Source organism: Pseudomonas sp. E141 (genome assembly GCF_052659885.1).
Map to the genome: position 1 here is coordinate 511,519 of NZ_CP084024.1, position 12,644 is coordinate 524,162.

At 61.8% G+C, this 12,644-nt stretch carries 12 protein-coding genes; 7 read left to right on the top strand and 5 right to left on the bottom strand.

The features are described from left to right. Positions 1 to 262: 262 nt before the first annotated feature. Positions 263 to 1,342: a tRNA (uridine(54)-C5)-methyltransferase TrmA gene (gene trmA / locus GKKCFE_RS02180; RefSeq protein ID WP_160892567.1), complete on the bottom strand. Its 1,080-nt coding sequence runs from the start codon at positions 1,340 to 1,342 to the stop codon at positions 263 to 265. Next, on the bottom strand, positions 1,339 to 2,634 hold the full coding sequence (locus GKKCFE_RS02185; RefSeq protein ID WP_445577443.1) for an NCS2 family permease: 1,296 nt from the start codon (positions 2,632 to 2,634) through the stop codon (positions 1,339 to 1,341). Before GKKCFE_RS02185 ends, trmA begins: the two co-directional genes overlap by 4 nt. A gap of 204 nt (positions 2,635 to 2,838) precedes the next feature. Between GKKCFE_RS02185 and GKKCFE_RS02190 the strand changes: the two genes are divergently transcribed. Both GKKCFE_RS02190 and GKKCFE_RS02195 read left to right on the top strand, forming a co-directional pair. After that, positions 2,839 to 3,294 (top strand): DUF4879 domain-containing protein, encoded by a 456-nt coding sequence (locus tag GKKCFE_RS02190; RefSeq protein WP_076386416.1) that lies wholly within the window; start codon positions 2,839 to 2,841, stop codon positions 3,292 to 3,294. Between the two features lie 75 nt (positions 3,295 to 3,369). Further along, positions 3,370 to 3,936, top strand: a complete 567-nt coding sequence (locus GKKCFE_RS02195) for a DJ-1 family glyoxalase III (RefSeq protein WP_047229570.1) — start codon at positions 3,370 to 3,372, stop codon at positions 3,934 to 3,936. A gap of 6 nt (positions 3,937 to 3,942) precedes the next feature. Here the strand turns inward: GKKCFE_RS02195 and GKKCFE_RS02200 are convergent, their stop codons facing one another. Both GKKCFE_RS02200 and GKKCFE_RS02205 read right to left on the bottom strand, forming a co-directional pair. Continuing rightward, complete coding sequence (locus GKKCFE_RS02200; protein ID WP_139051201.1) at positions 3,943 to 4,230, bottom strand: HigA family addiction module antitoxin; 288 nt, start codon at positions 4,228 to 4,230, stop codon at positions 3,943 to 3,945. Positions 4,231 to 4,244: 14 nt separating this feature from the next. Next, positions 4,245 to 4,523, bottom strand: coding sequence for a type II toxin-antitoxin system RelE/ParE family toxin (locus GKKCFE_RS02205; protein WP_188252417.1), 279 nt, complete (start codon positions 4,521 to 4,523; stop codon positions 4,245 to 4,247). A 203-nt stretch (positions 4,524 to 4,726) separates the two neighbouring features. On the opposite strand from GKKCFE_RS02205, the gene GKKCFE_RS02210 reads away from it, so the two are divergent. Genes GKKCFE_RS02210 through GKKCFE_RS02220 form a run of 3 tightly spaced genes read left to right on the top strand, consistent with a single transcriptional unit; the run spans position 4,727 to position 8,435 of the window. Beyond that, positions 4,727 to 5,248, top strand: coding sequence for a (2Fe-2S)-binding protein (locus GKKCFE_RS02210; protein WP_445577444.1), 522 nt, complete (start codon positions 4,727 to 4,729; stop codon positions 5,246 to 5,248). Beyond that, positions 5,245 to 6,234, top strand: coding sequence for an FAD binding domain-containing protein (locus GKKCFE_RS02215; RefSeq protein ID WP_047229572.1), 990 nt, complete (start codon positions 5,245 to 5,247; stop codon positions 6,232 to 6,234). The genes GKKCFE_RS02210 and GKKCFE_RS02215 overlap by 4 nt, the downstream gene beginning before the upstream one ends. Continuing rightward, positions 6,234 to 8,435: a xanthine dehydrogenase family protein molybdopterin-binding subunit gene (locus GKKCFE_RS02220; RefSeq protein ID WP_445577445.1), complete on the top strand. Its 2,202-nt coding sequence runs from the start codon at positions 6,234 to 6,236 to the stop codon at positions 8,433 to 8,435. Before GKKCFE_RS02215 ends, GKKCFE_RS02220 begins: the two co-directional genes overlap by 1 nt. On the opposite strand, the gene GKKCFE_RS02225 is transcribed toward GKKCFE_RS02220, so the two are convergent. After that, complete coding sequence (locus tag GKKCFE_RS02225; protein WP_047229574.1) at positions 8,432 to 9,670, bottom strand: MFS transporter; 1,239 nt, start codon at positions 9,668 to 9,670, stop codon at positions 8,432 to 8,434. The genes GKKCFE_RS02220 and GKKCFE_RS02225 overlap by 4 nt on opposite strands. A 505-nt stretch (positions 9,671 to 10,175) precedes the next feature. Here GKKCFE_RS02225 and GKKCFE_RS02230 point away from each other — a divergent pair. After that, entirely contained in the window at positions 10,176 to 11,615 is a 1,440-nt protein-coding gene (locus GKKCFE_RS02230; RefSeq protein WP_047229575.1) for a cytochrome ubiquinol oxidase subunit I, read from the top strand. A gap of 3 nt (positions 11,616 to 11,618) precedes the next feature. Next, positions 11,619 to 12,626: a cytochrome d ubiquinol oxidase subunit II gene (cydB, locus tag GKKCFE_RS02235; protein ID WP_047229576.1), complete on the top strand. Its 1,008-nt coding sequence runs from the start codon at positions 11,619 to 11,621 to the stop codon at positions 12,624 to 12,626. The last annotated feature ends 18 nt before the right edge of the window (positions 12,627 to 12,644 follow it).

The window sequence follows — 12,644 nt, forward strand, 5'->3', positions numbered from 1 at the left end:
GGCGGATTTCAGCCGGTGGAGATAAATTGTACTAGATGGTTAATTTGGTCAAACAAAGCCGATGGCATCGGGCAATAAGTGTTCGATGATCGAACATCATCTTGGTCGGGAGGTGAGGGAGGGCAATGGTGGCGAGGGGATTTATCTGTGGGAGCAAGGCTTGCCCGCGATACAGGCGGCTCAAATTCTGAACGACCGCATTGCCTGTATCGCGGGCAAGCCTTGCTCCCACATAGCTTTGCCCTGTCCAGCCCCGCAGCGTTTAGCGCCGCGTCAACAACACCCCGGATTCCATGTGATGGGTCCAGGGGAATTGATCGAACATCGCGCAGCGCGTGATGCGGTGGGTGTCGTGCAGTTGCGCGATGTTGGCGGCGAGGGTTTCCGGGTTGCACGAGATGTAGAGGATGTTCTCGAAACGCCGGGTCAGTTCGCAGGTGTCCGGGTCCATGCCGGCGCGGGGCGGGTCGACGAAGACACTGCCGAATGCGTAGCTCTTGAGGTCGATGCCGTGCAAGCGACGGAACGGGCGGACTTCGTTCAGGGCTTCGGTCAGTTCTTCAGCGGACAGGCGCACCAGGGTCACGTTATCCACAGCGTTTTCGCTGAGGTTGCTCAGCGCGGCGTTCACCGACGTCTTGCTGATTTCGGTCGCCAGCACTTTGCGCACGCGGGTGGCCAAAGGCAGGGTGAAGTTGCCGTTGCCGCAGTACAACTCCAGCAGATCGTCGCTGCGATCGCCCAAGGCCTCGTAGGCCCAGTTGAGCATCTTCTGGTTCACGGTGCCGTTGGGCTGGGTGAAGGCGCCTTCAGGTTGGCGATAGCTGAAAGTGCGGCCACCGACGTCGAGTTTCTCCACCACGTAATCATGGCCGATCACTTCCCGTTTGCCTTTGGAGCGACCGATGATGCTCACACCGAGGTCGCTCGCCAGTTTCGTGGCCGCTGCGTGCCAGTGCTCATCCAGCGGGCGGTGGTAACACAGGGTGATCATCGCATCGCCGGCCAGGGTGGTCAGGAACTCCACCTGGAACAGCTTGTGACTCAGCGGCGCGCTGGCTTGCCAGGCCGCCTTGAGTTGCGGCATCAACTGGTTGATGCGCAGGCTGGCGATGGGAAACTGCTCGATGAGGATCGGCGTGCGCTTGTCGTCCTGGGAGAACATCGCGTAATGCCGTTCGCCGGCCTCGCGCCACAGGCGGAATTCGGCCCGCAGGCGGAAGTGCTCCAGCGGTGAATCGAACACCGCTGGCTCCGGCGCATCGAACGGGGCCAGCAGGTCACGCAAGCGGCTGACCTTGTCCTGGAGCTGAGTGGCGTAGGCCTGGGAATCAAAAGTCATGCGTTGAACCAACCCAACTTGATCACGAACAGAATCGACAGGATGACCAGCGTCGGGTTCAGCTCACGGCCACGGCCAGACACCAGTTTGATGGCGGTCCAGGCGATGAAGCCGAAGGCAATGCCGTTGGCGATGGAATAGGTGAACGGCATCGCCAGCGCGGTAATCACCACGGGAGCGGCCACGGTGATGTCGTCCCAGTCGATTTCCGCCAGGCCTGAGGTCATCAGCACGGCGACGAACAACAGCGCCGGAGCGGTGGCGAAGGCCGGGACACTGGAGGCCAGTGGCGAGAAGAACAGCGCCAGCAGAAACAGGATCGCCACGACGATGGCGGTCAGGCCGGTGCGGCCGCCGGCGCTGACGCCCGCCGCCGACTCGATGTAGCTGGTGGTGGTGGAGGTACCCAGCAGCGAACCGGCCATGGCGGCGGTGCTGTCGGCGATCAGTGCCCGACCCATCTTCGGCATGTGGCCGTCCTTGCCCATCAGTCCGGCGCGCTTGGCGACACCGATCAGGGTTCCGGAATTGTCGAACAGGTCGACGAACAGGAAGGCGAAAATCACGCTCACCAGACCGATGTCCAGGGCGCCCTTGATGTCCAGTTGCAGGAAGGTCGGCGCCAGGGACGGCGGCATCGACATCACGCCGCCGAACGGGGTGAAGCCCATCAGGATCGAAACGACGGTGACCGCCAGGATGCCGATGAGCACGGCACCGCGCACTTTCAGCGCTTCGAGGCCGACGATCAGGACGAAGCCGAGGGTAGCGAGGATCGGCGCGGGTTGTTTCAAATCACCGAGGCCGACCATGGTTGCCGGGTTTTTCACCACGATGCCGGCGTTATTCAGGGCGATCAGCGCCAGGAACAGGCCGATACCGGCGGCGATGGCCGAGCGCAGGGGCAGCGGGATGCTGTTGATGATCCACTCGCGGATACGAAAGATCGACAGCAGGAAGAACAACACGGCGGAAATGAACACCGCACCCAGCGCCACCTGCCAGGTATGGCCCATGTGCAGGACCACGGTGTAGGTGAAAAACGCATTCAGGCCCATGCCCGGCGCGAGGGCGATCGGGTAGTTGGCGATCAGGCCCATGGTGGTGGAGCCGATGGCCGCCGCCAGGCAGGTGGCGACGAACAACGCACCTTTGTCCATGCCGGTTTCGCCGAGGATGCTCGGGTTGACGAACAGAATGTAGGCCATGGCCAGGAAGGTGGTGACGCCCGCCAGAATCTCGGTCCGCACGTTGGTGTTGTGTGCCTTGAGTTGAAACAGCCTTTCCAGCATGTCTGCTCCCCGTGGCGCGCCGGGCGCCGTGAATGTATCGACCTCAACAGCAAAGCACAGACCGCCAGGGGCGCTCGGGAATTTTCTGTGGGTCGGAAAAAGCCGCGCATCATACCAGCAGCGTGGCGCTGTGGCTGCGATCGTCGTCGATGTTTTGCCCAAGCGCCAAGTCGGCCATACTGCGCGCGGTTCCGGGAGGTCTTTATGCATCGTATGAAAAAACACCTATTGGTCGCATGGGGGTGTGCGCTGGGCCTGGGGTTACCCGGGCAGGCCGTCAATGCCGCTTCGGCGCCGCCCCTGAGCGAGGTCAAGGTGCTCAAGGTCGAGTCGCCCGCCTGCGGCTTCGAGGACATCGCCCAAGGGCAAGAGCAGACCCGTTGCAATCACAGCGGCCCGAGTATCAAGGTCTATGTGCTGGAGGTGGGGTATGGCCGTCAGCCTCACGTCACGCTGGACGGCTTTGAAGTCGATGGCACCCGCTCGCCGGTCTGTGCGTTCAGCAATGGCAACCTGAATGATTGTTCCGTGCGGAGCAAAACGGTTGGCTATTTGTATGTCTTCGATCTGAAGGGCAAGCAGGAAGGCACCTTCAGCTTCAGCAACCAGTCGATCAACGCACCAGGCAACCGGATGTCGACCCAGCTGTACATCAAATGACCTTCCAGCCTGACAAGCCGCACGCGGCCCGGCAAACCTGACTAGGCTTCATAAACCACCCAGCGGAGAACACCGATGATGCCTGGAACCAAGATCCCCCGAGCCCTGATAGCCGTCGCCGAGGGTGTCGACGACTTGCAGACCGTTACGCTGATCGACGTGCTGCGTCGAGCTCAGGTCGAAGTGGTGGTGGCAAGTATCGAAGGGCGGCGGATGCTCACCTGTGCCCGCGGCACGCGCCTGACCGCCGACGGTATGCTGGTGGACTTGTTGGCACAGGACTTTGATCTGATCGTCCTGCCCGGCGGCATCATCGGCGCCCAACACCTGGCGGCCCATCAGCCACTGCGACAACTGATCAAGGACCAGGCCGCCACTGGACGTTTCTTCGCCGCCATCGCCGAAGCCCCGGCCCTTGCCTTGCAGGCGTTCGGCGTACTGCGCCAGCGCCGCATGACCTGCCTGCCCGCCGTGAGCCAGCAACTGTCCGGTTGCAATTTTGTCGATCAGCCGGTGGTGGTGGACGGCAACTGCATCACCGCCCAAGGCTCGGCTGCCGCCCTGGCGTTTGCCTTGACGCTGGTGGAACAGCTCTGTGGCAAGGGCGTGAGGGGCGTGGTGGCGGCGGAGTTGCTGGCCTGACAGGCATCAGGCGTGGTGAGGTAAGCGTTCGATCAAAGGTTGTTCACGCTGCTCGGCTTGCCACAGATCATAGTCCGTCTGAACACCCAGCCAGACCCTGGCCTTGCCGATCCCGGCCCGTTCCAGGCGCACCGCCAGATCGGGGCTGACGGGGGCATGGCCGTGCAATACCCGAGAGAGATGCGGTCGGGCGAAGCCCAAATGCCGCGCCAGCTCGGTGACTGTGATGCCCAGTTCGGGCAACACATCCATCAGTAGCGTTTCGCCAGGGTGTGGCGGATTGTGCATGGGCATGTTCCAGCCTCCTGTCAGTGGTAGTCCAGATAATCGACCAGTTCGATATCCGATCCGCTAAAACGAAAAATAATCCGCCAGTTTCCCGAAACACTCAGCGACCAGTATTCAACCAGCTCACCTCTGAGTGGATGCAGTCGCCATCCGGGGATATCCAAGTCGTCAGGCGACTGCGCCCGGTCCATGAACTGGAGCATGCGAGCCAGGCGGTTTCCATGGTCAGCCCGGATTCCACGGGTCGAACCCGTTTCATAGAAGATCCTGAGGCCTTTGTGTCGGAAGGATTTAATCATGGAATCGAGTGTAAGGCGATACATTACACTCGGTGCGGTACATATATACCGCACATGCCAGGCAAATCTGTGTGTCCTGCGATGGCCAAGGCTTTTTCGGCGCGTCGAAATTGCCTTGAACGCTCACCCCACCCCGAAGTCGTACCCCTTATGACGGCGGTTTGCGAAAACGCCGCGAGTGTACGACCAACCGTGAGGTGTTTATGAGCGCGACCCTGTCCGAAGCGACACCGGCGTCCTTCGTCCGCCATCCGATCCGCCTGACGCTCAATGGTCAGGCGCGCGAACTGCACGTGCTGCCCTGGACCACGCTGCTGGACCTGCTGCGTGAGCAACTGGATCTGGTGGGCAGCAAGAAAGGCTGCGACCACGGTCAATGTGGTGCCTGTACGGTGCTGCGCGATGGCAAGCGGATCAACGCCTGCCTGACCCTGGCGGTGATGTGCGATGGCGCTGAGCTGACCACCATCGAGGGGTTGGCCAACGGTGATCAGTTGCATCCCATGCAGCAGGCTTTCATCAAGCACGACGCCTTCCAGTGCGGTTACTGCACGCCTGGGCAGATCTGTTCCGCGGTGGGATTGGCCAATGAAGGCCGGGCACAGACTGGGGCGCAGATCAGCGAACTGATGAGCGGCAATCTCTGCCGGTGCGGCGCCTACAACAACATTCGTGACGCTATCGAAGAGGCATTGCCGGTCTGCCAGCAGGGAGGTGATCAATGAACCCTTTCCAATACAGCAAGCCCGACACTGTGCAGGCCGCCGTCGACTTGTCGAGCCCGGTTTCACGCTTCATTGCCGGTGGCACCAACCTGCTGGACCTGATGAAAGAAAACCTCACCCGCCCCGAGCACCTGATCGACATTACCGGGTTGCCCCTGGCGGACCTCAGCGAAACCCCTTCCGGCGGGGTGATGATCGGCGCGTTGGTGAGCAATGCCGATCTGGCTTGGCATCCCTGGATCCAGCGCCGCTATCCGCTGCTCTCCCAGGCAATCCTGGCGGGCGCCTCGCCGCAGTTGCGCAACATGGCCAGCACCGGCGGTAACCTCCTGCAACGCACCCGCTGTTATTACTTCTATGACGCCAACGTGCCGTGCAACAAGCGACGGCCAGGCAGCGGCTGTCCGGCTCGGGACGGCTTGAACCGTATGCACGCGATATTCGGCGCCAGTGATCAATGTGTCGCCACGCACCCTTCCGACATGTGCGTGGCACTGGCTGCCTTGGAGGCCGTGGTGCATGTTATCGGTCGGGGCGGGGCACGGACCATCGAGTTCGCTGACTTTCACCGTCTGCCCGGCGATGCCCCGGAACGGGACAACCAACTGGCCGATGATGAACTGATCACCGCCATTGAGTTGCCTGCCGCCGGTTTCGCTGAACACAGCCATTACTTGAAAATTCGGGACCGGGCCTCCTACGCCTTTGCGCTGGTTTCGGTAGCGGCGGCGCTCGAGCTGGACGGGCCGGTGATCCGCCAGGCGCGCCTGGCCCTCGGCGGCGTGGCCCACAAACCCTGGCGCGACCGGGCCGTGGAGAGCTGGCTGACCGGCCAGACCGTCAGCCGCGAAACCTTCACTGCTGCCGCTGACGCGCTGTTGCAAAACGCCGAGCCGCTGGAACATAACGGTTTCAAGGTCAGACTGGCGCGCCGGGCGGTGGTCCGCGCCTTGAGCGATGCCGCACTGGTGGGAGGACAAGCCTGATGAATGCTTCGAGCAAATCCATAGGGCAACCACTTGACCGGGTCGATGGCCTGCTCAAGGTCACCGGCCAGGCCCGATATGCCGGCGAATACCCCGAGGACGGTTTGCTGCACGGCAGCGTCGTCTCCAGCAGCATCGCCCGTGGCCGCGTGCTGCGCATCGATGCCACCCGAGCGTTGGCGTTGCCCGGGGTGGTCACGGTGATCGACCACACCAACCGTCCCAGGATCGCCAGCTACGACGAGCCTTACGAGGACGCCGATGCGGCAGAGGGTTCGCCGTTCCGACCGCTGTACAACGATCAGGTACTCTACAGCGGCCAGCCGTTGGCCTTGGTGGTCGCTGAAAACCTCGAGCTGGCCCGCTACGCCGGTTCGCTTATTGAAATCGAATATGAAGCCCAGGACCATCAGACCGATCTGGCAATCCTGCAAAACGAAGCCCATCCGGCGCCGGCAGAATTGCCCAAGCCCCGTGGGAATTTTCAGGGCGAGTACGCCAGTTCGGCCCTCAGTGTGGACGTGTCCTACAGCACACCGATCGAACACCACAACCCGATGGAGCCTCATGCCTCCACCGTGCTGTATCAGCCTGACGGCAGCCTGCACATCCACGACAAGACCCAAGGCACGCAAAACTGCCAGGCCTATGTGCAAAAGGTCTTCGGGCTTGAGAAAGAGCAGGTGCGAGTGTTTGCCGCCTATGTGGGCGGCGCCTTCGGTTCCGGGCTGCGGCCACAGTACCAACTGCCCCTGGCGGTGATGGCAGCGCTGACGCTCAAACGCTCGGTGCGGGTCAGTCTGACGCGCCAGCAGATGTTTACCTTTGGCTATCGACCACGGACCTTTCAGCGCCTGCAACTGGGGGCTGCGGCCAACGGGCGACTGTTGGCGGTGGCGCATACCGCCATCGGCCAGACCTCGCGCTTTGAAGATTTCACCGAGCATGTGGTGGAGTGGAGCGGCATGCTCTATCACTGCGACAACGTTGAATTGACCTACAAACTGGTGCCGTTGGACGTCTATACGCCGCTGGACATGCGCGCCCCCGGCGCTGCCTTGGGGCTGATCGGCCTGGAGTGCGCCATGGATGAACTGGCCTGTGCCCTGGCGATCGATCCGATCCAGCTGCGGTTGCTCAACTATGCCGAGCGTAACGAGAACGAAGACAAGCCATATTCCAGCAAGGAGTTGCGTGAGTGCTACGCCCAAGGTGCCCGTCGTTTTGGCTGGGACAAGCGCAACCCGGAACCGCGCAGCATGCGTGAAGGTCGGCAGTTGGTCGGTTGGGGCATGGCGGGCGGTGTGTGGGAGGCCATGCAGCAGAAGGCCAGCGCTCGGGCCTCGCTGGATGCCAACGGTCAGTTGACCGTCAGCAGTGCCACCACTGACATCGGTACTGGCACCTACACAGTCATGACCCAGATCGCCGCCCAAGCGTCAGGGGTTTCCCTGGAAAACGTCACCTTTGTCCTCGGTGATTCGTCGCTGCCGACTGCGCCGCTGCAGGGCGGTTCGTTCACCGTCTCGTCGGTGGGCACCGCTGTGCAGCAGGCCTGTGAAGCCCTGAAGGAAAAACTCCTGGCTGTGGCGCGGCAGACCTGTCCGGCCTTTGCTGGCGCGACCCTTGAGCAAGTGACGTTTGCCGACGGTCAGCTACGGCTGGGCGAGGCCTGTGTCTCGTTGGCAGAGTTGGCGCAAAAAAGCGGCGAGACGCCCTTGCAGGTTCAGGTCACTGCCGAGCCGGAGGAAAAACGCCAAGCCTACGCCACGGCCACGCATTCGGCGGTGTTTGTCGAAGTGCTGGTGGATGAGGACTTGGGCACGGTGAAGGTCAATCGGGTGGTCAGCGCCATCGCCGCCGGACGGGTGATCAACCCGAAAACCGCGCGCAGCCAGATCCTCGGCGGCGTGGTCTGGGGCGTCGGCATGGCCTTGCACGAAGAAACCTTGACTGACCATGCGTTGGGCCGACACATGAATCACAGCCTGGCGGAATACCATGTGCCGGTGAACGCCGACATCGGGGACATTGACGTGGTTTTTGTCGACGAGCACGACGAGATCGTCAATGCCCTCGGCTCCAAGGGCGTCGGTGAGATTGGCATCGTTGGTGTGGCGGCGGCCGTGGCCAATGCGATTTATCACGCCACCGGCAAACGGGTCCGGGACTTTCCCATCACGCTGGATAAATTGCTTTAGGTTTTCGCAGCGTCCACCGGTTCGTGCATCCGGTCACGGTTGGCCAGGGTCGGGAACAGTTTGATCCAGACCCCGGTCACCAGCAGTGTGCCGACACCGCCCATGACCACCGCCGGCACGGTGCCGAACCAGTGGGCGGTCAGGCCGGACTCGAACTCGCCCAACTGGTTCGAGGCGCCGATGAACAGCCCGTTCACGGCGCTGACCCGGCCGCGCATTTCGTCTGGCGTTTCCAACTGCACGAAGGAGGCGCGGATCACCATGCTGATCATGTCCGCCGCGCCTAGCACCACCAGCACCGCCAGGGAAAACCAGAACGAAGTGGAGAGGCCGAAGGCAATGGTGGCGACGCCGAACACGCCCACGGCGGTGAACATCACCCGACCGACCTTGCGCTCCACGGCAAACCGCGCCAGCCATAGCGACATCAGCAAGGCCCCCACCGCCGGAGCCGACCGCAGCAGGCCCAGGCCCCAGGGACCGGTAAGCAGAATATCCTTGGCGAACACCGGCAAGAGCGCGGTCGCGCCGCCCAGCAGTACCGCAAACAGGTCCAGGGAAATCGCCCCGAGAATGTCCGGGCGGCTGCGGATGAAGCGAATCCCGGCCAGCAACGAATCCATGGTTGCCTTGCCTTTGTTCAGTGGCGTCTGGCGGGCGGGCAGGTTGAGCATCAGGCAGCAGGCGATGACGTAGAGCAACACGGTCGGCCCATAGACCCAGACGCTGCCAAAGGCATAGAGCAGACCGCCCAGTGCCGGGGCGACGATGGTCGCGGACTGCTGGGCCGACTGCGCGGCGGCCACGGCGCGGGGAAACAGCGCGGCCGGCACGATGCTCGGCAGCAGCGCTTGGGTGGTCGGCATCTCAAAGGAGCGGGCGGCGCCCAGCAGGAAGGCGAGGATGAAGATCATCTCCCGGGTGACGTTATCGGTGGCGCTGCCGATGACCAGCGCCAGGGCAATCATCGCCTGCAACGACTGGCAGATCGCCGCGACCTTGCGGCGATCATAGCGGTCGGCCACATGCCCGGTGTGCAGCATGAACAGCACACGCGGAGCAAACTCCACCAACCCTACAAGACCCAGGTCCAATACGTTGCCGGTCAGTTGATAGAGGTTCCAGCCGATGGCCACGGTGAGCATCTGGAAGCCACTGGCGGTGAAAATCCGGGCCAGCCAGAAGGCGATGAAGGGGCGGTGGTGGCGGAGCAGCAATGGCGCTTGGCTGGGCATCTATGACGGGTCCGGTGATGAGGGCATCGAGATTATCACCGAGTTGTAACTGGAGGTTGCGGTTGCTGGAAAAATAGTTAGCCAAGCATCTACTTTTCACATGGCACGCTTTTTTTGTGGCGAGGGGATTTATCCCCGCTGGGGTGCGAAGCGGCCCCAAGCTTTTGCGAGCGCTGCGTACTCGAGCGGGGATAAATCCCCTCGCCACAACAGTGCACTCCTCAAGATTCAAGAAATCTTGGCTTAGAGCAGGATTGCAGCACTGAGACAACCTGTCACGCGACAAAAGACCACGCCGTCCGGCGGCCATAATGCGACTACTCTTTGAGCATTGCTTGATCCAGGTCAATACCCTTCGGGGGCTTGGGCTGGCGGCCATCCGGCCACGTTCCTGCGTTGTGACGGTTTAAAAAAAGAACGATTTGAAAAGCATCGCACTCCATATCCCTGGAGGTTGCGATGCAAGCCCCGCCCGCAGCCGGTTTTACCTGACAGAGGAAGACTTATGTTCGGTTTGGAGGCGCTCGATCTCGCCCGAATCCAGTTCGCGTTCACCATCTCGTTCCATATCCTGTTCCCGGCCATCACCATCGGCCTGGCGAGTTACCTGGCGGTACTCGAGGGCTTGTGGCTCAAGACCCGCGACGACACCTACCGCGACCTGTACCACTTCTGGTCGAAGATCTTTGCCGTCAACTTCGGCATGGGTGTGGTATCCGGTTTGGTCATGGCCTATCAGTTCGGCACCAACTGGAGCCGTTTCTCTGACTTTGCCGGCGCGGTCACCGGGCCGCTGCTGACTTACGAGGTGCTCACGGCGTTCTTCCTCGAAGCCGGGTTCCTGGGGGTGATGCTGTTCGGTTGGAACCGCGTCGGGCGCGGTCTGCATTTCTTTTCCACAGTCATGGTAGCGATCGGCACGCTGATCTCGACGTTCTGGATCCTGTCCTCCAACAGCTGGATGCAGACTCCCCAGGGCTACGAAATCATCGATGGCCGGGTCATCCCGGTGGACTGGCTGGCGGTGGTGTTCAACCCCTCGTTCCCCTATCGGCTGTTGCACATGTCCACGGCAGCGTTTGTCGCCACGGCGTTTTTCGTCGGTTCGTCGGCGGCCTGGCACTTGTTGCGCGGTCGGGATACCCCGGCCATTCGCCGCATGCTCTCGATGGCGATGTGGATGGCGTTGCTGGTGGCGCCGATCCAGGCCGTCATTGGTGACTTCCATGGCCTCAACACCCTCAAGCATCAACCGGCCAAGATCGCGGCCATCGAAGGTCACTGGGAAAACGTCGGCAATGAGCCTACCCCGCTGATCCTGTTTGGCTGGCCGGACATGCAGGCGGAAAAGACCCGGTTCGCCGTGGAAATCCCCTACCTGGGCAGCCTGATCCTGACCCATAGCCTGGACAAGCAGGTGCCGGCCCTCAAGGAGTTTCCGCCTGAAGACCGACCGAATTCGACCATTGTGTTCTGGTCGTTCCGGATCATGGTGGGCCTGGGGCTGCTGATGATTTTCACCGGTCTGTGCAGTCTCTGGTTGCGCCGCAACGACCGGCTCTACCAATCCCGACCGTTCCTTCACATGGTCTTGTGGATGGGGCCGTCCGGCCTGATCGCGATCCTGGCAGGCTGGTTCACCACCGAAATCGGTCGCCAGCCCTGGGTGGTCTACGGCCTGATGCGCACGGCCGATGCTTCGTCCGGCCACAGCTTTGCGCAGATGAGCATCACGCTTGTGCTGTTCGTTGTGGTGTATTTCGCGCTGTTCGGTGCGGGGCTGAGCTACATGATGCGCCTGGTGCGCAAAGGGCCGGAAGCCCATGAAGATGAGCCGGCCGACGGTGGCCCGGGTCAGAAACGTACCCCGGCCCGTCCATTGTCGGCCGCCGATGATGGCGACGACGAAGTGGACCATAACGACAGCTCGCACAAGGGGAATTGAGTCATGGGTATTGATCTTCCGCTGATCTGGGCCGTGGTCATCATCTTCGGCATCATGATGTACGTGATCATGGATGGCTTTGACCTGGGGATCGGCATTCTTTTCCCCTTCATCAAGGCTGAGCGTGATCGTGACGTGATGATGAACACCGTAGCGCCGGTCTGGGACGGTAACGAAACCTGGCTGGTGCTGGGCGGCGCGGGCCTGTTCGGGGCGTTTCCGCTGGCTTATTCGGTGGTGCTTTCGGCGCTGTACCTGCCGCTGATCCTGATGCTCATCGGGCTGATTTTCCGCGGCGTGGCCTTTGAGTTTCGCTTCAAGGCCAAGGCTCACAAGCGCCATCTGTGGGACAAGGCGTTCATCGGCGGTTCCCTGACGGCCACCTTCTTCCAGGGGGTGGCGTTGGGGGCGTTCATTGATGGATTCGAAGTGGTCGATCGCCAGTTCGCCGGCGGCTCCCTGGACTGGTTCACACCGTTCACCGTCTTCTGTGGCCTGGCCTTGATCGTCGCCTACGCCTTGCTCGGCTGCACTTGGCTGATCATGAAAACCGAAGGCAAGTTGCAGGAGCAGATGCATAACCTGGCCAGGCCGCTGGCGTTCGGGGTGCTGGCGGTGATCGGTATCGTCAGTATCTGGACTCCGCTGGCTCACGCCGATATCGCGGCGCGCTGGTTTACCCTGCCAAATCTGTTCTGGTTCCTGCCGGTGCCGATCCTGGTGCTGGTGACCATGTACGGGTTGTTTCGCGCCGTTGCCCGCAACGCCAACTACACGCCGTTCATTCTGACGCTGGCGCTGATCTTCCTCGGTTACAGCGGTCTGGGCATCAGCTTGTGGCCGAACATCGTGCCGCCATCCATCTCCATCTGGGACGCGGCGTCACCGCCACAGAGCCAGGGGTTCATGCTGGTCGGGACGCTGTTCATCATTCCTTTGATCCTGGTGTACACCTTCTGGAGCTACTACGTGTTCCGAGGCAAGGTGACCCATGACGACGGCTACCATTGATTGACCAGCGAGGCATTG

Coding starts and splice junctions, on each gene's coding strand:
- trmA (WP_160892567.1), bottom strand. CDS start 1,342: ATGACTTTTGATTCCCAGGCCTACGCCACTCAGCTCCAGGACAAGGTC.
- GKKCFE_RS02225 (WP_047229574.1), bottom strand. CDS start 9,670: ATGCCCAGCCAAGCGCCATTGCTGCTCCGCCACCACCGCCCCTTCATC.
- GKKCFE_RS02185 (WP_445577443.1), bottom strand. CDS start 2,634: ATGCTGGAAAGGCTGTTTCAACTCAAGGCACACAACACCAACGTGCGG.
- GKKCFE_RS02230 (WP_047229575.1), top strand. CDS start 10,176: ATGTTCGGTTTGGAGGCGCTCGATCTCGCCCGAATCCAGTTCGCGTTC.
- cydB (WP_047229576.1), top strand. CDS start 11,619: ATGGGTATTGATCTTCCGCTGATCTGGGCCGTGGTCATCATCTTCGGC.
- GKKCFE_RS02220 (WP_445577445.1), top strand. CDS start 6,234: ATGAATGCTTCGAGCAAATCCATAGGGCAACCACTTGACCGGGTCGAT.
- GKKCFE_RS02210 (WP_445577444.1), top strand. CDS start 4,727: ATGAGCGCGACCCTGTCCGAAGCGACACCGGCGTCCTTCGTCCGCCAT.
- GKKCFE_RS02205 (WP_188252417.1), bottom strand. CDS start 4,523: ATGATTAAATCCTTCCGACACAAAGGCCTCAGGATCTTCTATGAAACG.
- GKKCFE_RS02215 (WP_047229572.1), top strand. CDS start 5,245: ATGAACCCTTTCCAATACAGCAAGCCCGACACTGTGCAGGCCGCCGTC.
- GKKCFE_RS02190 (WP_076386416.1), top strand. CDS start 2,839: ATGCATCGTATGAAAAAACACCTATTGGTCGCATGGGGGTGTGCGCTG.
- GKKCFE_RS02195 (WP_047229570.1), top strand. CDS start 3,370: ATGATGCCTGGAACCAAGATCCCCCGAGCCCTGATAGCCGTCGCCGAG.
- GKKCFE_RS02200 (WP_139051201.1), bottom strand. CDS start 4,230: ATGCCCATGCACAATCCGCCACACCCTGGCGAAACGCTACTGATGGAT.